This window comes from Streptomyces sp. NPDC111520, from assembly GCF_055635295.1.
This window is the reverse complement of record NZ_JBVKBW010000012.1, coordinates 14,803-36,844: the sequence shown is the minus strand read 5'-3', so window position 1 is coordinate 36,844 and position 22,042 is coordinate 14,803. Positions and strand designations below refer to the sequence as shown.

The 22,042-nt window shown below is 72.8% G+C and carries 14 protein-coding genes; 9 read left to right on the top strand and 5 right to left on the bottom strand.

What is annotated here, in order from left to right:
• Positions 1-10: 10 nt before the first annotated feature.
• The gene (locus ACZ7MY_RS27150) at positions 11-793 is read right to left on the bottom strand and encodes a hypothetical protein (protein ID WP_499605661.1); all 783 of its coding nucleotides are present in this window, start codon (positions 791-793) and stop codon (positions 11-13) included.
• Positions 794-1,124: 331 nt separating this feature from the next.
• On the opposite strand from ACZ7MY_RS27150, the gene ACZ7MY_RS27145 reads away from it, so the two are divergent.
• The 3 genes from ACZ7MY_RS27145 (at position 1,125) to ACZ7MY_RS27135 (ending at position 5,348) form a co-directional block, all read left to right on the top strand.
• Positions 1,125-3,488 (top strand): glycosyl hydrolase family 95 catalytic domain-containing protein, encoded by a 2,364-nt coding sequence (locus tag ACZ7MY_RS27145; RefSeq protein ID WP_499605660.1) that lies wholly within the window; start codon positions 1,125-1,127, stop codon positions 3,486-3,488.
• Between the two features lie 157 nt (positions 3,489-3,645).
• Positions 3,646-4,701, top strand: coding sequence for an MBL fold metallo-hydrolase (locus ACZ7MY_RS27140; protein ID WP_499605658.1), 1,056 nt, complete (start codon positions 3,646-3,648; stop codon positions 4,699-4,701).
• 191 nt (positions 4,702-4,892) lie between these two features.
• Complete coding sequence (locus ACZ7MY_RS27135; protein WP_499605657.1) at positions 4,893-5,348, top strand: VOC family protein; 456 nt, start codon at positions 4,893-4,895, stop codon at positions 5,346-5,348.
• A gap of 22 nt (positions 5,349-5,370) precedes the next feature.
• Here ACZ7MY_RS27135 and ACZ7MY_RS27130 read toward each other — a convergent pair whose 3' ends face one another.
• On the bottom strand, positions 5,371-6,666 hold the full coding sequence (locus tag ACZ7MY_RS27130) for an MFS transporter (RefSeq protein ID WP_499605655.1): 1,296 nt from the start codon (positions 6,664-6,666) through the stop codon (positions 5,371-5,373).
• A 390-nt stretch (positions 6,667-7,056) separates the two neighbouring features.
• Here ACZ7MY_RS27130 and ACZ7MY_RS27125 point away from each other — a divergent pair, with 390 nt between their 5' ends.
• Positions 7,057-10,881 (top strand): S8 family serine peptidase, encoded by a 3,825-nt coding sequence (locus ACZ7MY_RS27125; RefSeq protein WP_499605653.1) that lies wholly within the window; start codon positions 7,057-7,059, stop codon positions 10,879-10,881.
• Positions 10,882-11,084: 203 nt separating this feature from the next.
• On the top strand, positions 11,085-14,522 hold the full coding sequence (locus ACZ7MY_RS27120) for a phosphocholine-specific phospholipase C (protein WP_499605651.1): 3,438 nt from the start codon (positions 11,085-11,087) through the stop codon (positions 14,520-14,522).
• Positions 14,523-14,624: 102 nt separating this feature from the next.
• Here ACZ7MY_RS27120 and nhaA read toward each other — a convergent pair whose 3' ends face one another.
• The gene (nhaA, locus tag ACZ7MY_RS27115) at positions 14,625-15,941 is read right to left on the bottom strand and encodes a Na+/H+ antiporter NhaA (RefSeq protein ID WP_499605649.1); all 1,317 of its coding nucleotides are present in this window, start codon (positions 15,939-15,941) and stop codon (positions 14,625-14,627) included.
• A gap of 490 nt (positions 15,942-16,431) precedes the next feature.
• On the opposite strand from nhaA, the gene ACZ7MY_RS27110 reads away from it, so the two are divergent.
• The 3 genes from ACZ7MY_RS27110 to ACZ7MY_RS27100 all read left to right on the top strand — a co-directional run bounded on the left by ACZ7MY_RS27110 (position 16,432) and on the right by ACZ7MY_RS27100 (position 19,043).
• Entirely contained in the window at positions 16,432-17,739 is a 1,308-nt protein-coding gene (locus tag ACZ7MY_RS27110) for a molybdopterin-dependent oxidoreductase (protein WP_499605647.1), read from the top strand.
• 2 nt (positions 17,740-17,741) lie between these two features.
• Complete coding sequence (locus ACZ7MY_RS27105) at positions 17,742-18,239, top strand: hypothetical protein (protein ID WP_499606017.1); 498 nt, start codon at positions 17,742-17,744, stop codon at positions 18,237-18,239.
• Positions 18,240-18,533: 294 nt separating this feature from the next.
• Complete coding sequence (locus ACZ7MY_RS27100) at positions 18,534-19,043, top strand: PP2C family protein-serine/threonine phosphatase (protein WP_499605645.1); 510 nt, start codon at positions 18,534-18,536, stop codon at positions 19,041-19,043.
• 34 nt (positions 19,044-19,077) lie between these two features.
• Here ACZ7MY_RS27100 and ACZ7MY_RS27095 read toward each other — a convergent pair whose 3' ends face one another.
• Positions 19,078-20,535, bottom strand: coding sequence for a dihydrolipoyl dehydrogenase family protein (locus tag ACZ7MY_RS27095; RefSeq protein ID WP_499605643.1), 1,458 nt, complete (start codon positions 20,533-20,535; stop codon positions 19,078-19,080).
• A 163-nt stretch (positions 20,536-20,698) separates the two neighbouring features.
• Positions 20,699-21,247 carry a carboxymuconolactone decarboxylase family protein gene (locus ACZ7MY_RS27090; protein WP_499605641.1) on the bottom strand — a complete coding sequence of 183 codons (549 nt, stop codon included), beginning with the start codon at positions 21,245-21,247 and terminating at the stop codon, positions 20,699-20,701.
• A gap of 129 nt (positions 21,248-21,376) precedes the next feature.
• Between ACZ7MY_RS27090 and ACZ7MY_RS27085 the strand changes: the two genes are divergently transcribed.
• Positions 21,377-22,000, top strand: a complete 624-nt coding sequence (locus ACZ7MY_RS27085; protein WP_499605639.1) for a CGNR zinc finger domain-containing protein — start codon at positions 21,377-21,379, stop codon at positions 21,998-22,000.
• Positions 22,001-22,042: the final 42 nt, after the last annotated feature.

Genomic DNA, 22,042 nt, shown 5'->3' with positions numbered 1-22,042 from the left:
CCGCTGATGCCTACCGGGCCCCCAGCGCGTCGAGCCAGCGGCTCTGCGCGGCGAGGATCCGGCGGGCCTCGGTGGCCGCCGGGTCCGGGTCCGAGGGGACCGCGGGACGGATCAGGGGCACGAGTTCCTCCACGGCCTCCCACATCATCGGCAACACCTCCGGCGCCGTCGCGGCGTCGGGCGGCTCGACGCCCTCGACCAGTCCCGTCACCGTCCGGACGAACCGCGTGCGGTGATCCGACCAGAGCTCCCCGCGCCAGGCGCGGTAGACGGCGAGGCCTGCGCGCCGCGCCTGGTTCGCCTCCTCCAGGTCGCCGATGAGTGCCATGGCCGCGCCGTAGCGGCTGAACCCTTCCGCGACGGCCACGGGTCCGACGTCGCCGTCGTACCGGAACCTCCGGTAGGCCTCGATCGCCGTCCCCTTCGCCCGTGCGACCTCCACGTGGCCCAGTTCCGCGTGCAGTTCGCACTGGAGCAGGCGCATGAGCGGGACCTCCAGCGGCCCCGGGTCCTCGCGCCGTGCGCAGAGGTCGATCGCGGCCTGCGCGTCGTCGATAGCGGCGGCCAGGTAGCCGAGTTGCTCGTGGATGCAGGCCCGCCAGCGGTACCGGTCGACGGCCGTCGCGAGGGCACGCTGGTCGTCGGGCATGCGCCGGAGGATCTGCCGCGTGAGCAGGATGCTCCGGTCCGCCGCCACCAAGGCGTCGTGGTAGTGGCCGTCGAGGTAGGCCCTCCCCGCCAGCTCACCCGCCCGGTTGGCCTCCTCGATCGTCCGCATCAGGCGCCTGTCCATGCGGGCCATTCGACACCGCGCCGCACCCCGCCGTCGACGGGTGTGCGTCCGGACCCGCGTGGTCGGGCCGTTCCGGCGGGGAGCACACCTTTCCGGCTGCCTCGCAGCCTCCGCCGCCCAACACCCTGAGACATCCGACCTACTTGAGCCACACGACCCCGAACTCCCCGCCACCGATGCCGAAATCACGAACCAAAAGGGCATAAGTGCAACAGGGGCGAGAGCAAAGGTCGGGTTAATCTGGTCGCAGCCGTTGACGCGAACGAAACAAGTTGATTATTTATGAATACTTTTTGTGGGCTCCTGCAACCCCCGGAAGGGAACCCTTGCCGTGTCCGCTTCTTCCCGCCGTGACTTCCTCCGCATCGCCGGCGCCACCAGCGGAGGTCTCGCCCTCTGGGGCGGTCTCCCGGCGTTCGCCGCGCACGCCGCTCCCGCCCGCCCGTCCAGCGTGGACTTCGTCCCGGAGGGCAGGGCCACGTCGCTCTGGTACCGGACGCCGGCCGACGAGGCGCACATCATCCAGGAGGCCCTGCCCGTCGGCAACGGCCGGCTGGGTGCCCTCGTCGGCTGCGATCCGGCGGACGACTTCCTCTACCTGACCGACGGCGCGTTCTGGACCGGCGGCCGCAACGACACCCTCACCGACGACGGCCAGCTCAACTACGGCCCCGACGACTTCGGCAGCTTCGGCCTGCTGGCCAAACTGCGCATCGCGCTGCCCGGCCACACCGCCGGGAAGGTGAGCGCGTACCGCCGCCAGTTGGACCTGAGCAACGGCGTGGTCTCCGCGACCTACCGGCACGAGGGCCATACCTACCGCCGCGAGGTGTACGCCAGCCACCCGGACGACGTGGTCGTCGTCCGGCTCACCGGCGGCCCGCACACCGGCACCGTCTCGCTGGCCGGTACCCACGGCGAGACCACCACGGGCGGGGGCGGGCAGCTCTCCTTCGCCGGGAAGCTCAAGAACGGCCTGCGCTACGCCGCCGCGGTGACCGCGGTCGGCAGCACCGGCCGGGTGAGCGTGGACGGCGACAAGCTGTCCTTCGCCGGTTGCCGTGAACTGCTGATCGTGGTGTGCGGCGGCACCGACTACTCCCCCGACGCGGCCAAGGACTTCCGCGAGCCGGGCACCGATCCCCTCGCCGTGGCCCGCACCAAGATCGCCGCCGCGGCGAAGGTGCCGGGGAGCGAGCTGCTGAAGACGCACGTCTCCGACTACCACCGGCTCTACAACCGGTTCACCATCGACCTGGGCGAGTCCTCCGCGCTGCAGCGGTCGCTGGACTCCTGGTCGCGCATAGCCGTGCGGTACACCGACGACTCCACGCCGGACCCGGAACTGGAGGCGGCCTACGTCCAGTACGGGCGCTACCTGACGATCACCGGCTCCCGCGACTGGCTGCCGATGAACCTGCAGGGCATCTGGGTGCACAACAACAACCCGGACTGGTACGCCGACTACCACACCGACATCAACGTCCAGATGAACTACTGGCTCGCCGACCCGGCGGGCCTCGGCGAGAACTCCCTGGCCCTCGCCCGCTACTGCGTGTCCCAGTTGCCCGTGTGGACCGACGTCACCAAGCGGCTGTTCAACAGCGACCGCAACCGGTTCCGCAACAGCTCGGGGAAGATCGCCGGGTGGGCGGTCGCGTTCTCCACCAACATCCACGGCGGCAGCGGCTGGGCCTGGCACCCCTCCGGCAACGCGTGGCTGTGCAACTCGCTGTGGCGGCACTACGAGTACAGCCAGGACCGGGAGTACCTGGAACTGATCTACCCGGTCCTCAAGGGCGCGGCGGAGTTCTGGCAGGCGCGGCTGATCACGACCACCGTCAAGGACGAGGACGGGACGTCGCGCGAGGTCCTGATCGACGACACCTCCTGGTCGCCCGAGCACGGCCCGGACGGGAAGGGCAACACCTACGGCCAGGAACTGGCGTGGGAGCTCTTCGAGGAGTTCAAGACCGCCTCCCGCGTGCTCGACCGGGACACCGGGATGGCCGCCGAGCTGGACGCCATGCAGGCCAGGCTCTACCTGCCCCGGGTGAGCCCGAAGACGGGCTGGCTCGAGGAGTGGATGACCCCCGACAACCTCGGCGAGGTGACGCACCGCCACCTGTCCCCGCTCATCGGCTTCTACCCGGGCGACCGGATCGCCGCCGACACCAGCTCGCCGGCGCTGCTGGAGGGCGTCCGCGCGCTGCTCACCGCCCGCGGCATGGACAGTTACGGGTGGGCGTGCGCGTGGCGCTCGCTGTGCTGGTCCCGGCTGAAGGACGCCGAGAAGGCCTACCAGCTCTACCTGACGGTCCTGCGGCCGTCCATCACCAACAGCAACGGGACCTCGGCCAACTGGTTCGACATGTACAGCCAGGGCAGCTACACGATCTTCCAGATCGACGCGAACCTGGGCGGGGCCGCCGCCGCGCTGGAGATGATCCTCTACTCGCGGCCCGGTGTCATCGAGCTCCTGCCCGCGCTCCCCGAGGCCTGGGCGCCCAGGGGTTCCGTGACGGGCGTCGGCGCCCGCGGCGGCTTCGAGGTCGACCTCTCCTGGCGCGACGGCAAGGTGACCGAGGCGACCGTACGCAGCACCGGCGGCACCACGACCGAACTGCGCGCGGGCGGCTTCCGCAAGCAGCTCACGCTCAAGCCGGGCAAGTCCGTGACGGTACGGATCCCCTAGCTAAGTCTCATGAGGGGGCCGCGCTCCGGGAGCCCGGGGCGCGGCCCCCTCACGGGTGCGTTTGCGAGGGCGGGAGGAGCGGAGGAGCATCGGTCTGGAGCCGTCTTGACCGGCGCCGTCGGCCCACCCCCACGGCGCGAACGGACCGGGGACCGCCATGTGCGACACCACCCACGCAACCGCCGGGGACGCGGCGCTCTCCGCCCCGCGGCCGGCACCCGGCCGCGCCGTGGACCCGATCGCCCTCGAGCCCGTCGACGAGGTCCGTGTCACGGTCCTGGTGGACAACACCTTCGACGCCCTGCTCGTCGGAGACGAACACACCACCAGGGCGGGAATGGGGCCCGCCGCCACCCCGGCCGGCCAGTTCGAGACGGGCCACACGGCCGTGGGCCTGATCGCCGAGCACGGCTTCTCCGCCCTGGTCACCGTCCGCCGCGGGGAGCGCGAGACCGTGCTGCTCTTCGACGCCGGCCTGTCGCCGTCGGGCCTGGTCACCAACGCCGACCGGCTCGCGGTCGACCTGGGGAGCCTGCAAGCCGTCGTCCTCAGCCACGGGCACTTCGACCACGCGGGCGGTCTCGGCGCCCTCGCCGGCCGGCTCGGCTCCGGCAGGATGCCGATGGTCGTCCACCCGCACGCCTGGACCCGGCGCCGCCTCCACACCCCGCAGAGCACCTTCGACATGCCCACCCTGAGCAAGAAGGCCCTCGCGGCGGAGGGGTTCGAGGTCGTCGAACGCAGCCTGCCCTCCCTCCTCGTCGACGACAGCGTGCTCCTGACCGGAGAGGTCGACCGCACCACCGACTTCGAGCACGGCATGCCGGCCGCGCACCAGGCGTGGCGCGGTGACCGCTGGGAGCACGACCCGCAGGTCATCGACGACCAGGCGCTGGTGGTGCACCTCAGGGGCCGCGGCCTGGTCGTGCTGACCGGCTGCGGTCACGCCGGAGTCGTCAACATCGTCCGCCACGCGCGGCGGCTCACCGGCGTGCCCTCCGTCCACGCCGTGCTGGGCGGCTTCCATCTGACCGGCCCCGCCTTCGAACCCGTCATCCCTCCCACCGTCCGGGCGCTCACGGACCTCGGCCCGCACCTGATCGCCCCCGGGCACTGCACGGGCTGGCGCGCCCAGCACGCCCTCGCCGCGGCCATGCCCGACGCGTGGGCCGCGAGCAGCAGCGGCACCACGCACCGCGTCACCGCGGCCTGATCCCCACCGGGCGGCGGCGCGCCGCGACGGCGGGGCCGTGTGTCACACACCCCCGGCCGCACCGGTCGAACCTTGCGCAACGGTACGCGTCCCGGGCCGGCCCACCCGCCCGTGCGCCGCCCGCGCGGTCCGGCCCCGTGCCGGACGCGCGGCCCGGGAACGCGCCTCACGTCGACGAAGGGTGACCAACGATGACGGCATCGCCCGCCGATCTCCCCGTGCCCGAGCACGGCCTGCTCCTCACGCACTTCCTGACCGTCCGGGACGTCGCGGTCTCCCGCCGCTTCTACGCGGACGTCTTCGGCGGCGAGGTGGTGATGGAGGAGAACCCGGCGATCGTCAAGGTCGCCAACAGCTGGCTCATCATGAACCCCGGTGGCGGCCCCACCCCCGACAAGCCGGACGTGACCCTGGAGGTGCCGCAGAGCACCGAGCGGGTGTCCGGCTTCCTGAACGTGCGGGTCGCCGACATCGCCGCCTTCCACGCGCACGCCGTCGCCAAGGGCGCCCGCTTCCTGACCGAGCCCCTGGACCGCGGGTCCGAGCTGCGCTGCTACCTGCGCGACCCCGACGGCCACCTGATCGAGGTGGGTCAGTCCACGGGCCTGCTGCGCGGCGTCCTCGCCGCGCCGCCCGCGGGCTCCTGACCCGGCCCGTCCCCCGCGCGCCTCACGGCACGAGCGTCTCCGGGGCGGCGCGGGGGACGGAGCCGTCCGCGGCGTCCGGGGACGCCGGCAGACGGCGTACGGCCGGGACGCACAGCAGGGCGAGGGCGGCGGGCACCCCGATGACCGTCATCGCGTACAGCGTGGGCCGTACGCCGACCGCCTCGGAGACCGGGCCGGCGAGGGCGAGGCCCAGCGGCATGAGTCCGCTCGACAGCAGGTAGTCGTAGGAACTCACGCGGGACAGGGCGGCCTCCGGCACGTGGGTCTGCAGCGCGGTCTCCCACAGGACGAAGAAGAGGGAGACGGCGACTCCGGTGACCGCTTCGAGTGCCGCGATCAGGGCGATCGACCCGCCGCTGCCGATGACGACCGCCTGGCAGGAGGCCACGGCGAGCGCCGCGGCGCCCAGGGCCAGCGGACGCGCGATCCGCAGCCGGTAGGCGCAGACGTCCCCGGCGACGGCGCCGATACCGAAGGCCGCGACCACCACCGACCAGCTCGCCGCTCCGCCCCACTCGTCCTCGGCCAGCACCGGTCCGAGCACGAACACCGACGGCAGCACGACGACGTGGTAGACCGCGATGGCCGCCATGCCGGACCACACCCAGCTACGGCTGCGCACCTGCGCCCAGCCCTCGCGCAGTTGGGTGAGGAACGTCGCCGCGGCGGCGGCCGGCGCAGCCCCGGACCCCTCCGTCCCGGACCCGGTCCCGCGAGGTCTGAGCCGGGCCAGGAACGCCGCGCTGACGGCGAAGGTGAGGGCGTCCAGGGCGAGTGCGCCGCCGGGTCCCACCAGGGCGATCAGGCCGCCGGCCAGGGCGGGGCCGACGACCAGCGAGGACGACTGGACGAAGCCCCGCAGGGCGTTCGCCTCCCGCAGCCGGTCGGGCGCCACGACCAGCGGCAGCAGCCCGGTGGAGGCGGGCATGAAGAACGCGTCGGCCGTGCCGAAGACGGCCAGCAGCAGGACGAGGTACGGCACTTCGGCGGCGCCGGTCAGCAGCAGCGCGGCGATGACGGCCTGGGCGGCACAGCGCACGAGGTCGGAGAGGAGCATGATGCGGTGCCGCCGGAAGCGGTCCGCCCACACGCCGCCCACCAGGGTGAACAGCAGCGTCGGCACGAGCGCCGCGGCGGTCACCACTCCGACGTCGGAGGCGGATCCGCCCGCCGAGAGCACGGCGAAGGGCACCGCGACGAACGACACCCGGTCGCCCAGCACGGACAGGGACTGCCCGATGAACAGGCGGGCGAACTGCGGCTCGTCGCACAGCACGCCGGGGACGATGGATTTCACGGGACGACCGATCAGGGGCAGCAGGCGGACACAACGGGCAGCGCCCGATCGTAGGCAACCACGGCCCGCCGGTCACCTGGATTTCCCGAGGTCGCGGGCCATGTCCCGGCGGACACCCGGCCGAAGTCTGTCGCCCTTGTGACATGGCCCAGTTGTGCCACGCGGGATCGCTGACAGCGCCTCCCGGTACGCCGGATGATTCCCGAACGGCTCGTGAACCGCGGTGGTACGAGGGCCCTCGGCACGCCCGTGCGGGCCTTCGCCCCCATGGCGCCCCGGCCCGGAGTCCCGACACCGTCGACCGCGGCGGGCGTCACGACGGCAGGTCATGACACCCGCTCACGAACGCGCTTCCCGGGTGCCGGGACGACAGAAAGGATGCAGACACCGATGAGACGGATCCGCCTCTGGGCGGCGATATCCCTGTCGGCGGTGGTCGCGTCGGGTGCTGTCGCGCCCGCCTCCGCCCAGGCCCCCTCGGGGTCCACCGCGCCGACGTCCGCGCCGCAGGACGGTACGGCCACCGTGCGGTTGATCACCGGCGACCTGGTCACCCTCAGCGACGCGCCGGGCGGCAGGAAAACCGCTTCGGTCACGCGCGCTCCGGGCCGCGAGCACGTCTTCTTCCAGACCACCGAGAGGGACGGCGCGCTGACGGTGCTGCCCTCCGACGCGGCCGCGCTGGTCCGCACGGGACGGCTGGACGCCGGGCTCTTCGACGTGACGGCCCTGGTCGCCCAGGGGTACGACGAGGCGCACGCCGACGCTCTGCCGCTGATCGTGTCCACGCCGGGAGGTTCGGCGCGGGCGGCGGCGAAGAAGGCGGACGCGCTCGCGAGGTTCCACGAGGGCTCCGCCGGACCCCGGCGGCTGACGAGCATCGACGCCCAGGCGCTGCGCGTGGGCGACGGGGATCTCGCCGCGTTCTGGAAGCAGCTCACGCCCGCCGAGGGCGCCTCCGTGGCGAGCGCCGCCGCGGCGACCCCGAAGGTCTGGCTCGACCACAAGGTGCGTCCCACGCTGGACCGCAGCACGGCGCAGATCAACGCGCCGGCCGCGTGGGCGGCCGGCTACCACGGTGAGGGCGTCAAGGTCGCGGTCCTGGACACCGGTGCCGACCAGACGCACCCGGACCTGGCGGGCCGGGTGAGCGTGGCGAAGGACTTCAGCGACAGCGGTTCGACCGAGGACCACTTCGGTCACGGCACGCACGTCGCCGCCACCGCCGCCGGCAGCGGCGCGGCTTCCGACGGCCTGCGCAAGGGCGTCGCGCCGAACGCCGACCTGCTCATCGGCAAGGTCCTCGGCGACGACGGCTCCGGCAGCGAGTCGCAGGTCATCGCGGGCATGGAGTGGGCCGCCGGGCAGGGCGCCAGGGTCGTCAACATGAGCCTGGGCGCGGACATGCAGACCGACGGCACCGACCCCATGAGCCTGGCGGTGGACGAGATCTCCCGCAGCAGCGGCGCGCTGTTCGTCGTCGCCGCGGGCAACACCGGTGAGCTCGGCGAGATGACGGTGGGCTCGCCCGGCGCGGCCGACGCCGCCCTCACGGTCGGTGCCGTCGACCGTGACAACTCGCTGGCCTCCTTCTCCAGCCGTGGCCCGCGTTTCGGTGACAAGGCCGCCAAGCCCGACATCACGGCGCCGGGCGTCGGGATCGTGGCCGCGCGCGCCGCGGGGACGTCGATGGGCGTCCCGGTCGACGACCGCTACACCTCGGCGAGCGGCACGTCCATGGCGACGCCCCATGTGGCGGGCGCTGCGGCGCTGCTGGCCGGGAAGCACCCCGACTGGACGGGTGAGCAGCTCAAGGACGCGCTGATCAGCACGTCCCACACGGTGTCCGGGCAGCTGCCGACCGAGCAGGGCGGCGGCCGTGTCGACGTCAAGGCGGCGTTCACCTCCCCCGTGACCGCCACCGGGACGATCGTCCTGGGCCCGTTCGAGCGGGACGGGTCGCCGGTGCAGCGGGCCGGCGTGGTGCGCTACACCAACCACGGCGACGCCGAGGTGTCACTGGACCTGCGGTCGGCGCTGACGGCCAAGGGCGGCAAGCAACTGCCCGCGGGGGCACTGACGCTGGGGCAGGACACCGTCCGCGTCGCCCCCGGCGCGACCGTCGAGGTGCCGGTCGCCGTCGACCCGTCGAAGGCCGGCCGCGGCTCCTACCACGGCTGGGTCACCGCCACGTCCGCCGGCGGGGCCTCGGTGCACACCACCCTCAGCCTGTGGGTGCGCGCCCCGCTGCACAAGCTCACCACCCGGTCCATCGGGCCCGACGGACAGCCCACCGTGTGGTCCCTCCTGGACGTCTTCGGCGGGGACGCCGAGGTCACCTTCACCGACCTGGGGGTCGCCGAGGTCGAGGAGGGCACCTACCTCGTCGGCGGCACCCTGGCCGAGGACACCAGCGACGGCGTCCGCGTGATCCAGGTCGTCGAGCCCGAGGTGAAGGTCACCAAGGACACGACCGTCACCCTGGACGCGCGCAAGGCCAAGCAGGTGCGGGTGCGCACGCCCGAGCCCGCCGAGCGGCGCAACAACGTGACGTACCAGATGTACCGGAAGATCGACGGCGTCGAGCAGACCATGGGCATCTACTACGAGGACGGCGGCGGGTTCGTGGACCTCTACGCGAACCCCACGTCCAAGGTCACCGAAGGCGCCTTCGAGTTCAACGCCCGCTTCGAGATGACCGCTCCCGAGCTGAGGACCGAGGTCCGCGGCGCGGGCCTCGCCCTGAGGCCGTTCTACGCCAAGCAGTCCACGCCGTTCGACCCCCGGGGCGAGCGGCTGGTCGCCGTGGACGCGGGGACGCGGGACAAGCCCGACCTGCGGCCGTCCACCGTGCGGGGCAGGCTCGCCGTGATCCGCGACGACTACGCGATGGAGGGCTACGACCTCGCGGAGACGGCCGCGAAGGCCGGTGCCAAGGGCATCGTGGTCGTCCTGCCCGAGGGCATCCTCGCCTGGACCCGCTGGAAGCCGATGGACACCCGTTCCGCCGTGCCCGTCGTCCGGATGACGGCCGCCGACGGCGCCGCGCTGCTGCAGTACATGAAGCGGCACACGGCCGTCGTCGACGTCTCCGGGACGGTCGAGAGCCCGTACCTGTACGACATCACCACGCAGTGGCAGCAGATCCCGCAGGACGTCACGTACACCGTCTCGGACCGCAACACCGCGCGGGTGAAGGCGTCCTACGCGAACAACGGCCCGCTGCACTGGACCAGCGAGCAGCGCTTCGGCTGGCGCCCCTACACCGACGTCGCCTGGGAGACCTCCCGCTGGGCGCCGACGGGCAAGTCCCGTACCGAGTACGTCACTTCCGGCGACACCCGGTGGATGCACGACGTGGACTTCATGACGGGCCCGGATCTGTTCCTCGCGGGGGCCCTGCAGTCCGGTCTGCGTGACACCCCGCGCACCTTCAGGGCGGGCGAGAAGGCCGGCGAGGAGTGGTACCGGGCGGTGGTGCGGCCGTCCATCCCGCGTGGCTGGAGCCGGCCCGCCGTCCGCGACGGTGACGTCCTCAGCCTGGCGATCCCGGAGTACACCGACGCGGTGGCCGGCCACTGGGGCCGCCGGCGGGTCGCCTCGCTCGGGGGCGGCATCGGCGGGAGGTCCGGGGCGCCCGGGACGATGGACGACCCCTCCTACATGAAGGGCGACACCGTGTCGGCGGTCCTCTACCGGGACGGCCGGAAGGTGGGTGAAGGCGACGACGCCTGGCGGGAGTTCCCCGTCCCCGCCGGAACGGCCGGCTACCGCCTGGACCTGACGACCGCGCGCGACACCGAGTACTGGCAGACCGGCACGCGGACCAGCACCTCCTGGACCTTCCGCTCCGGCACGGCGGCGCAGAAGACGCTGCTGCCGCTGCTCCAGGTCGACTACGGCGTGCCCGCGGACCTGGGGAACTCGGTGGGCGGCGGCAAGCGGCACGACCTGGACCTGACGGTCAGGAACCAGGACGGGCTCGCCGCCCCCACCGGGGTCAGGCTCCAGGTCGAGGCCTCCTTCGACGACGGCAAGAGCTGGAAGGGCCAGGTCCACGTCAAGGACCGCGGCCACAACCGGTTCACCGCCACCGTCGAGCGGCCGGGCGACCACCGGCAGGGCGCGTACGTGACCCTGCGCGTCACCGCGACCGACAAGGCGGGCAACTCCGTCCGGCAGACGGTCGAACGCGCCTACCGGCTCGGCTCGTAGCCGCGTCGGCGATGTGACGGCACCGCGGGTGCCGGGGGTCCTGCCCCCGGCACCCGCTCCGTCTCCGCCCAACCATGTTCGTGGCTCATACAGTTAGGCGGGACGGGCCGACAGGGGAACGTCCGGTGCCGCCGGGTGAACGGTCGGGGAAGATCGGTCACCCAGGGTTACGTCACGGGGCGGGGCCGACCTAGCCTCCGGGCATGTCTGACGTCTCCCGCCGAAAGGTCCTCGGCGCCCTCGCCGGAGGAACCGCCCTCTCCTTCCTGCCCCCTTCGCTGCACCAGGCGATGGCCGCTCCCCTGCCGCGCGGCGGCATGCGCGCCATCGAGCACGTCATCGTCCTGATGCAGGAGAACCGTTCCTTCGACAACTACTTCGGAACCCTCAAGGGCGTCCGCGGATTCGGTGACCGCACCCCGCTGCGACTGCCCACCGGAGGAACCGTCTTCGAGCAGCCGAAGGCCGACGGAGGCCGGGTCCTGCCGTTCTCGGCCCGCCGGGCGGCGGTCGACGCGGGCCGTCCGGAGAGCGACATCCAGTACCTCGGGTCGCTCGCGCACGGGTTCTCCGACGCCACCCAGGCCCGGGGGAACGGCTGGTGGAACGACTGGATCGCCGCCAAGAGCCAGAGCACCATGGCCTTCTACGACCGGCACGACATCCCGCTGCAGTACGAACTGGCCGACCGCTTCACCCTCTGCGACGCCTACTTCTGCTCCGTCTACGGCTCGACCAACCCCAACCGCAACTACCTGTGGACCGGCACCACCGGTTACGAGCCGGACGGCGTCAACCGGGCCGTCACCAACGCCGCGTACGACTACGACCACGCCGGCTACGACTGGACGACCTACCCCGAGCGCCTGGAGGCCGCCGGCGTCTCCTGGCAGATCTACCAGGAGTGGGACAACTTCACCGACAACGCGGTGGAGTACTTCCGTCCCTGGAAGGAGATCGGCCGCAAGATCCTGGCCGGGGTCAGCGGTGGGTACGCCACCACCGAGCAGTTCTACGACAGCCTCTGGGACCGGACGGCCGATCAGCGCAAGGCCGCGCTCGCGGAGTTCCAGCGGGGCGTCGACGCGCTGACCGAGGCCGAGCGGCGGCTGTTCCTGCGCGGCGCCTACCGTTCGGAGCCGGACACCCTGATCCAGCGGCTCACCGCGGACATCAAGAAGGGGACGCTGCCCCAGGTCAGCTGGATCGTTCCGACCGCCGCCCTGTCCGAGCACCCCGGCAGCTCCACCCCGGTCGGCAGCGCCAACCTCGTCTACGACCTCCTCGACGCCATCGCCCGCGACCCGAAGACCTGGTCGAAGACGGCACTGTTCATCAACTTCGACGAGAACGACGGCTATTTCGACCACGTCCCCGCCCCGGTCGCGCCGAAGCCGGCCTCCGGCAACGGCGACGACTGGTTCAAGGGCAGCCCGGTCGGTCCCGGCCCGCGCGTGCCCATGACGGTCGTGTCGCCGTGGACGGTGGGCGGTTTCGTCAGCTCGGAGGCCTTCGACCACACCTCGGTCATCCGGTTCCTGGAGAAGTGGACCGGCGTCCACGAGCCCAACATCAGCGCCTGGCGCCGCAGCGTCTTCGGCGACCTGACCTCCGCCTTCGACTTCGACCGCACGCACCGGCAGCCCGAGGTGGACCGGCCCGCCGGGGTCCCGGCCCCGGTCGGCCGGTGGAACCCCGTACCGCCCGCGGAGCAGGCGCTGCCGGAGCAGGAGTCCGGCACCCGCCGCACCCGCCGCTCCCCGTACCGGCTGTCCCTGCGTACGGAGACCGGCCGCTCCGCAGTGCAGCTGCGGCTCGGCAACGAGGGCGGCACCGGCGCCGCCTTCACCGCCTACCCCGGCGACGGCACCGTCCCGCGGGCGTGGACGGTACCGGCGGGCAGACACGCCACCGAGACCGTGGAGTACGGCGCCGACGGCTACGACCTGCGGGTCCACGGCCCCGGGTGGTCGGTGTGGGAACTGCGCGGCAGCGGGGCCGGCGGCGAGGCCCACCTCGTCGAGCACCGCGCCGCCGGCCAGGTCGCGGTGGTGTGCTCCAACCCCTCCGCAACCACCCGTACGTTCCTCGTCGGCGAGTCGGTGTACTCCCGGTCGCACGGCGACCGCGTGGAGACCGTCACCCTGAAGCCCGGCAGGTCCCACACGGTGCACCTGCGCCTCGCGGACCACGGCTGGTACGACGTGGTGGTCGTCGACCGGGACGACCCGTCCTTCCTGCGCCGCATGACCGGCCGTCTGGCCGACGGGGAGCCCGGCGTCACCGACCCGGAGACCGGCACGGCCCCCGCGCTCACGGCGGCGATCGGGCTCCCGGCGGCGCTGCCGTCCCTGGACACGCCGTTCGCGCAGGGCAACCCCACCGACGTCGTGATCACCGTGCGGAACCAGGGCCGCCGGCGGCTCGACGCCCTCTCCGTCGCCCTGCTCGCCCCCGCCGGCTGGACGGTCCACCGCGAGGGCGCGGCACCGGCCACGCTCCGGGCCGGCGACTCCGCCGACGTGCGCTTCGCCGTCACCCCCTCCCGCGACGCGACCGCCGGGCAACTGGCCGTCGCCGCGCACGCCGACGGCGACGGGCTGCTCAAGATCGCCGACGCGCGCGTCCGCACGAAGGTCGCCCCGGCCATGAGCGTCGCACTGACCGGTCCGGCGAGCTCCCCCGGAACGGACGGCACGGTGCTCTCGCCGGGCAGGCCCGTCACCGTGACCGCCACCGTCACCAACGCCGGCACCACACCGCTCACCGGCCTCGCGGCCACGCTCGCCCTCCCCGACGGCTGGACGGCCACCGCGAAGGGCGGCACGCCGGTGTCGGTTCCGGCCCGCTCGTCGGCCGCCCTGGCCTGGGACGTCGTCGCGCCCGCCGCCGCGGCGCGTGTCTCCGGCAGCCTCAAGGCGACCGTGACGGCGAAGCTGAACGGCGACGCCACCGAAGCGTCTGCGTCCCTGTCCGCGAAGACCGGGCCCGTCATGACCGGCCACCTGCTCGCGGAGGACTTCGAGTCCGTCGCCCCGGCGCTCGCCGCGGCGGCCGACCTCAGCCGGCCCGGCCTGCTCGGATGGACCCGGACCGCCCCGGAGGGCTGGACGGTCGCCAACGCCGCGGCCATGCCGCAGGGCACGCGGGAACTGCAGGGCTGGAGCTTCCTGTCCAAGCAGTTCTGGTTCCCCGCCGGACAGGACCGGCCGAACTTCGGCCGGGCCCTCGGCGTGGTGGCCGTGGCCGACCCCGACGACTGGGACGACACCGGCAGCCCGTCCGGCCGGGGCCGGTTCGACTCGACCCTCACCAGCCCGGCGGTGGCGATCCCCGCGGGGACCCCCACCCTCCACCTGGGCTTCGACTCCCACTACCGTCAGGAGAGCCCGCAGGAGGCCGAGGTCACCGTCACCTTCGACACCGGCGAGCCGGTCCGGCTGCTCCACTACAGCAGCGCGACGTCCGGGAACACCAACCTGGGCCAGGACCGGGAGAACCGGCTCGTCCTGCTGTCCTGCCCCGTCCCCGCGGGCGCGACGACGGCGAAGGTCGCCTTCCGCATCTTCAACGCGGGCAACAACTGGTTCTGGGCTATCGACAACGTCCGTCTGGGCACCCGCCCGATCGCCGACGCCTGACCGGCCGCGCGCTCCTCGGCGGGGCGGTGGGCTCCGGCCTGCCGCCCCCGCCCGGGGCACACCGGCCACGGACACGGGAGGCGCCGGGCCACGACCCGGCGTTCAGTCCGCCTGCTCGGCCGCCGCGGTCCTCCCGGCACCACGCTGGTAGATGTCGGGAACGCCGTCGCCGTCGGCGTCGGCGTCCTCCTCCGCGCACAGCCGCCGGTACAGCCGGTTCCGCCGGTGGAGGAGCAGCGAGGCGAGGCAGGCCGACGCCAGGGAGGCGACGAGGACGGCCGCTTTGACGTGCTCGCCCTCGGCCGGTGGGAAGGCGAGTTCGCCGATCAGCAGGGCGACGGTGAAGCCGATGCCGCCCAGGGTGGCGAGGCTGAGGACGTCCGCCCAGGCCAGGTCCGGGTTGAGACGGGCACGGGTGAAGCGGGCGGCGAGGTAGGTGCCCGCGAAGATGCCGATGATCTTGCCGCAGAGCAGGGCCACGACGACGCCCAGCGGCTCCGGGTCGGTGAACACCTCGCCGAGAGCCCCGGCCGAGACCGTGACGCCCGCCGCGAACAGGGCGAAGAGGGGAACCGCGATGCCGGCGGACAGCGGGTGGAGCAGGTATCCGGTCCGCTCGGCGGGCGAGGCGATCTCGTCGTCGTCCCTTGTGGTGCGCAGGATCAGGCCCATGGCGACGCCGGCGACAGTGGCGTGCACGCCGCCGTTGTACATCAGGGCCCAGATCGCCAGGCCCAGCGGCACGTACCACCACCAGCCGGTGACCCGCAGCCGCTGCAGCCCGTAGAAGACCGCGAGCCCGGCCACCGCCCCCGCCAGCGCCCACGGGTTCAGGTCGGAGGTGAAGAACACCGCGATCACCAGGATCGCACCCAGGTCGTCCACCACGGCGAGGGTCAGGAGGAAGGCCCGCAGGGCCGCGGGCAGGTGGGTGGAGATGACCGCCAGCACGGCCAGTGCGAAGGCGATGTCGGTGGCCATGGGCACGGCCCAGCCCCGCAGGCTCCCGCCCCCGAGCGCGGCGACCGTCACGTACAGCCCCGCGGGGACCGCCATCCCGCACACCGCCGCGATGACCGGCAGCGCGGCGGTCGCCGGAGTGCGCAGTTCCCCGACGACGAGCTCACGCTTCAGCTCGATCCCGGCCACCAGGAAGAAGACCGTCAGCAGCCCGTCCGCGGCCCAGTGCCCGACCGACATGTCCAGCCCGAGGGCGGGGACTCCGAAACGGACGTCGCGCACGGCCTCGTAGGCTCCGCCCCACGGACTGTTCGCCCACACCAGGGCCACCACCGCCGCCGCGAGCAGAACCAGCCCACCGACCGTCTCCGTCCGCAAGGCGCGGGCGACGGCCCGCCGCTCCGGCCACGGGAGCACGCCGAGGAACGTGGAAGGCCGGGAAGGTGGGGTGGCGGCCACGACGGCGAACCTCCGGGGTGTCGGCGACGAGGGGCACACGCCCCTGACTCGCCGACCAGACTTCCCGGCTCACCGGGCGCCTTTTCTTGACGCCTTACTGACACCCTAGCGGGGGCACCGGAGTGAACGGGCCCCGGGCGAGGAGGTCCGTGGTCGCCGTCCGGCCGCCGTGCCGCCCTGTCCGCGAGGGGCCGTGGAGCCGCAGTGCCCTCGCCGTGCCGCCGACTGCCGACCTGTCACCCGCTTGGCGTGATCACACCCTCTTTCGGTCGGTGTTTCGTGTTCCCCGGCGGCGGCGGAACGGCCTCCGGCACAGGCCGGGATATGTGTGGGTGGCTGGATCACGGCCGCTGTCCTGCCCGGGGCGCGCCCTGACGCCGGAGGGTGGTTCATGAGCGGCAGCGGACAGCCGTCGCCGGCGGGTCGGCCGGATGGTCCGGACGACGCCCGCGCGGCCGAGCGCGGACGCCGTCGGAGGTTCGTCCCGGCGGTGACCGCCCGTGCGCGAGGGGTCGGGCGGCGGATCGGTTCTGCGCCCGCGCCCCCGGGCCCGTTCCGGCCCGGGTTCTGGCGCAGCCCGATCCGGGGGCCGTGGCTGACGTCGGTCTTCGGTCTCGTCCTGCTGTTCGGCATCCCGGTCATGTTCGTGACGGGCCTGCTCTCCTACGCCGCCTACAACCCGGGGTTGGGGCCGCTCAACGACCAGACGCCGGACAAGGGCCTGCTCGGGTTCTACCTCTTCGACTGGCCGACCCGGCCCTCCTGGCTGTACCGGCTGACCCAGGGCGTCCACGTGACGCTGGGGGTGGTGCTCGTGCCGGTGGTGCTGGCGAAACTGTGGTCGGTGATCCCGAAACTGTTCGTGTGGCCGCCACTGCGGTCCGCCGCCCACGCCCTTGAGCGCCTGTCACTGCTCCTGCTGGTGGGCGGCGCCGTCTTCGAGTTCGTGACCGGGATCTTCAACGTCCAGCTCTTCTACGTCTTCCCCGGTTCCTTCTACACCCTGCACTTCTACGGCGCCTGGGTGTTCGTCGCCGCGTTCGTCGCCCACGTGGGCCTCAGGCTCGGCCGGATGACGCGCGCCCTGCGGGGTCGCGATCCGTTCCGGGAACTGCGCACCGGAGTCTCCGGCACCCGTCCCGAGCCTCCCGACGCGGACGGCCTCGTGCCCGTGGCGCCGGCCGCCGCGACGATGAGCCGTCGCGGCGCGGTGGGGATGGTCGGCGCCGGATCGCTGCTGCTGCTGGTCGTCACCGCCGGGCAGAGCATCGGCGGCCGGCTGCGTGGCACCGCGCTGCTCGCACCGCACGGTCGCGATCCGGGCAGCGGACCGAACGGCTTCCAGATCAACAAGACGGCCGCGTCGGTCGGCGTCACCCCCGAGCTCGTCGGCCCCGCCTGGCGGCTCGAAGTGCGGGGCGCCGGACGGCCCCTGGTGCTCACCCGTGAGCAGTTGCTGGCGATGCCGCACTACACCGCGGCCCTGCCGATCGCGTGCGTCGAGGGCTGGTCCACCGATGACCAGCACTGGGAGGGTCTACGGCTGTCCGACCTCGCGGCGCTCGGCGGACTGCGCGGAGCCGGGAGCGTGCTGGTCGAGTCCGTCCAGCCGCCGGGCCCCTACAGCTCCGTGATGCTCCGCGGAAACCAGATCCACGACCCGCGGGCCCTGCTCGCCCTGCGGGTCAACGGGGCGGACCTGTCCCTGGACCACGGCTTCCCGGCGCGTGTCATCGTGCCGGCCAATCCGGGGGTCAACAACACCAAGTGGGTGCACCGACTCACCTTCCGGACGTGATCATGAGCCGATTCCCGCGCTGGTACGGCGCCGGTCCCCTCCACCTGCTCGTCCTCGTCTGCTCCTTCGCCGTCACCGGCTACGCCTGCGTCCGCCTGTTCGCGCTGCGGCCCGTCGAAGTGGCGATCTGGCTGGTGGGCGCGGCCGTCCTGCACGACCTCGTCCTGCTGCCGCTGTACTCGCTCGCCGACCTCAAGGCCCGCTCCGTACTCCGTCACCGCGTCCCGAAGATGCCGACGCCGTCGTGGATCAACTACCTGCGGGTGCCGGCTTTCCTGTCCGGCGTCCTGCTCCTGGTCTGGTTCCCCCTGATCTTCCGTCTGTCCCGTCCGTACCGAGGAGCGACGGGGCTCACCGACACCGTCCACCTCGGCCGATGGCTGGCCGTCACCGCCGTGCTGTTCGGTCTGTCCGCCGTGCTCTTCGCCCTGAAGCTGGGCCGGATCCGCCGGCAGGCGCGCGACGACGATCAACCCCCGCCGACCGCCTCCCCCCGCTGATCCGGCTTGCGGCGGCCCCGGCAGGCCATCCCGTCCTCGAAGGAGCCGCTCCCCTCCCGCGGGAGTCACCACAGGGTCATCGGGTAGGCGGCCCCATCGGATGACCCCACACCGCAGGCGCGAAAGCGCAGGTCCCAGCCCCTCCCAGACAGCGGCCGACCGAGCGGGAGTGCGGGGCGGCCTCCACACGAACCCGCGCGGCACCCGGGCGCCCGTGCGCCTGGGGGGGGACGGGACGGCCTGGCACATGCAGGTCCCCCCACTCGAAGGCTCCAGGGCTCCTTCGCCGGGGTCGTGGAGGCGACCGACGCTGTCAGCGCCACCGTCCACTCCCACGCCACAGCGGGCCCACGCCCGCACGAGGTCCTCACCTGCACCAACCGCCTCCTGATCGACCTCGACCCGGGCCTCTTCACGAGCTGTCTCCACACGCACCTCGACCTGGCCCGGCACCGGGCCCACCTGTCCACCGCCGGCCATCTCCCGCTGCTCGTCCGTCACGCCGACGGCCGCACCGATGTCCTCCGCCTGCCGCCCGGTCTGCTCCTGGGCATCCAGGAGCACACCGTCTACACCACCGCGGAGATCCCGCTCCCTTCCGGCACCACGCTCGTCCTCTACATTGACGGACTCGTCGAATCCCCCGGCACCGACATCGACGAGGCGATCGGCGAGCTCGCCCGCGGGGTCGGCCGGGCCCCGGACGAGCCCGTCGACACCCTCGCCGACGACCTCGTCCAGCACGCCGTCCGGACCACGCCCGGCACCGACGACATGGCCCTGCTGCTGCTCCGCGCGGCCTGAGGTACGGCGCGGGCCGAAGCCCGGCCGGATCGACTCACGCACCACCGCGGTGGTAGGCGGCGATCAGGAAGGTCCAGATCTCGCTGACGGTGGGGAAGCAGGCGACGGCGTGCCGCAGCCGCTTGAGAGGGACCTCGCCGGCGACGGCGACAGTGGCGGAGTGCAGCAGTTCACTGATCCCCGGGCCGACGAACGTCACGCCGAGCAGGACCTCCCGGTCGGTGTCGACGACCATACGGGCGTGGCCCCGGTATCCGTCGGCGTAGAGCCTGGCGCCCTGGGCGGCGGTGAAGTCCAGGTCGACGACCCTGACGGGCAGGCCGGCCTCCTCGGCCTCGGCCGCGGACAGGCCCACCGCGCCCGCTTCCGGGTCGGTGAAGAAGACCTGCGGAACGGCGTGCTGGTCGGCGGTGGTGGCGTGGTCGCCCCAGGGGGCGTCGTCCAGGGGACGGCCGGCGGCACGCGCGCCGATGGCGTCGCCGGCGGTGCGCCCCTGGTACTTGCCCTGGTGCGTGAGGAGGGCACGGTGGTTGACGTCGCCGAGCGCGTAGAGCCATGCGCCGTCGACCCCGCGGACCAGGCAGGTGGTGTCGACGTCGAGCCAGGTGCCGGGGGTGAGGCCCACGGTGTCCAGGCCGATGTCGTCGGTCAGCGGGGCGCGTCCGGTGGCGAACATGATCTCGTCCGCCTCCACTTCGCCACCGTCACTGAGGACGCAGGTGACCGGCCCCCCGGGCACCGGGCGGCGCAGTGCGGTCACGTGGACGCCGACGCGTACCTCCGCGCCGGCGTCCGTCAGTCCGCGTGCGACGAGTTCGCCGGCGAAGGGCTCCAGCCGCGAGAGCAGGGGACGCCTGGCCACGAGGGTGACCTGGGCGCCCAGTCCCTGCCAGAGGGTCGCCATCTCCACCCCGACCCCGCCGCCGCCGACGATGACCAGGCGGCCGGGGACCGTGCTGGAGTCGGTGCCGTGGCGGTTGGTCCACGGCCGGACGTCCTCGATGCCCTCGATGTCGGGCAGCAGCGGGCGGCTGCCGGTGGCGACGGCGACCGCGTGCCGCGCCGCAAGGGTGTGCCGGGTGCCGTTGCCAGAGGTGACGGTCACCTTCCGCGGTCCGTCGAGCCGCCCGTGGCCGCGGAAGACGTCCGCGCCGATGGACTTCACCCAGCGCGCCTGGCCGCTGTCGTCCCAGTCGGTCACGTAGTGGTCCCGGCGGGCGAAGACCCGTCCGGTGTCCAGCGGCCCCGTCACGGCCTGCCGGGCTCCGTCCACCCGCCGCGCGTCGGCGACGGCGATGACCGGCCGCAGCAGCGCCTTGCTGGGCACGCACGCCCAGTACGAGCATTCTCCGCCGACCAGTTCCCGTTCCACCACGGCCACCGAAAGTCCCGCCGCGCGGGCGTGTTCGGCGACGTTCTGCCCGACGGGGCCGGCTCCCAGCACGATCACGTCGTACCCGTCCTGACCCTGCGTCCTGGATTCCTCGGTCATCGATGCTTCCTCATTCCGTCCTCGTGGCTGGTCTGCGGGCTGTCGTCAGGTCCCGGGAGGCGGGTGGAGAACGCCTCTTGCAAGCCTGCTGCCGGCGGCTCGCGGATGGCGCGCAACGATGGGCCGAGCAGGCGCCGGGACGTCGCCCGAACAGCTGATGTCGTCAGAGCTGCTGATGCGGCACGACGACGGGGAACTCGTTGTCCGCGTCGGCGACGAGGTTGAAGTAGTTCGTCAGGATGTTGAGGGCGAGGTTGCCCACGACCTCGGCGATCTCGACGTCGGTGACGCCGGCGGCGCGGGCCGTCTCAAGGGTGGCCGGGTCGATCGCGCCGCGACCCCGGAGGATGGCGTCGGACAGGGCGAGCAGGGCCGCCACGTGGGGGTCGGCGGACTCCGCGTGCCTGGCGCGGTCGATCTCGAGGTCCTCGACCTTGGCGACGTTCCTGCTCAGGAAGGTGTGGGCGGACAGGCAATAGGTGCAGCGGTTGTACTCGGCAGTCGCCAGCGCCAGGCGCTCCCGGATCGCCGCGGGCAGCACACCGCCGGCGAGTGCGCCGGACAGGCTCATCCAGCCCTTCAGCAGGGCCGGGCTGTTCGCCATCGCCTTCGCCATGTTCGGCACGGACCCGACGGTCCGCTTCAGCTCGGCGAGCAGCGTCGCGGCGTCGCCGGTGGCCTCGGCGGGGTCGATGAGGGGCAGTACGGACACGACGGACTCCTTCCACGAGGAACTAACGCTTGCTGTTTTTGTAACCATTAGGAGCCTCACGCGCTCGTTTCATGGAGTCAAATGGAAAATACGAATGCCAACCATTAGAAAAGCGATAGAGTGGACAGCATGAGGACCGAGGAAGCGACCACGAGCGCGGTGCTGCTGGGGGAACCGCTGCCCATCGAACTCATGAACACCGTCGCCGTCGGGAGCGGCGGCATCCGCGACGCCCTCGCCGATGACGCCGGTGTCGTGGCCTGGCTGCACGCGGTTGCAGGACGGCTCCCGTCCGGGACCGGGATCCGTCCCGGCCAACTCGGTGCGGACGACGTACGCCAAGTCGCCGCGTCCCTCCGGACGCTGCGCGACGCTTTGCGACGGCTGGCTGCGGAGACGACCGGAGACCCGCGTCCGCCGGCGACCGCGCCGAAGCTGGAGCGGCAGAAGGCGATCAGCGCCCTGAACGCCCTTGCCCACGCCTGGCCGGAACTGCGGTGGCCCGCCGGCGGGCAGACCTCACGGGTCTACCGCGGCGACAGGTCGCCCGCACGCCTGGCCGTACAGCTCATCGCGCACCAGGCCGTCGAGCTCTTCAGCGGGCCGGACCGCGATCGCCTGCGCCCCTGCCTGGCGCCCAACTGCCTGCTGTTCTTCGTCAAGGATCACCCGCGCCGCCAATGGTGCTCTGCCGGGTGCGGCAACCGCGAACGCGTCGCCCGCCACTACCGGCGCCACCACCCCGCGCGGTGACCGGCCCCATGGTCCGTGCGCAACGGCAGCCCGACCGGGGCT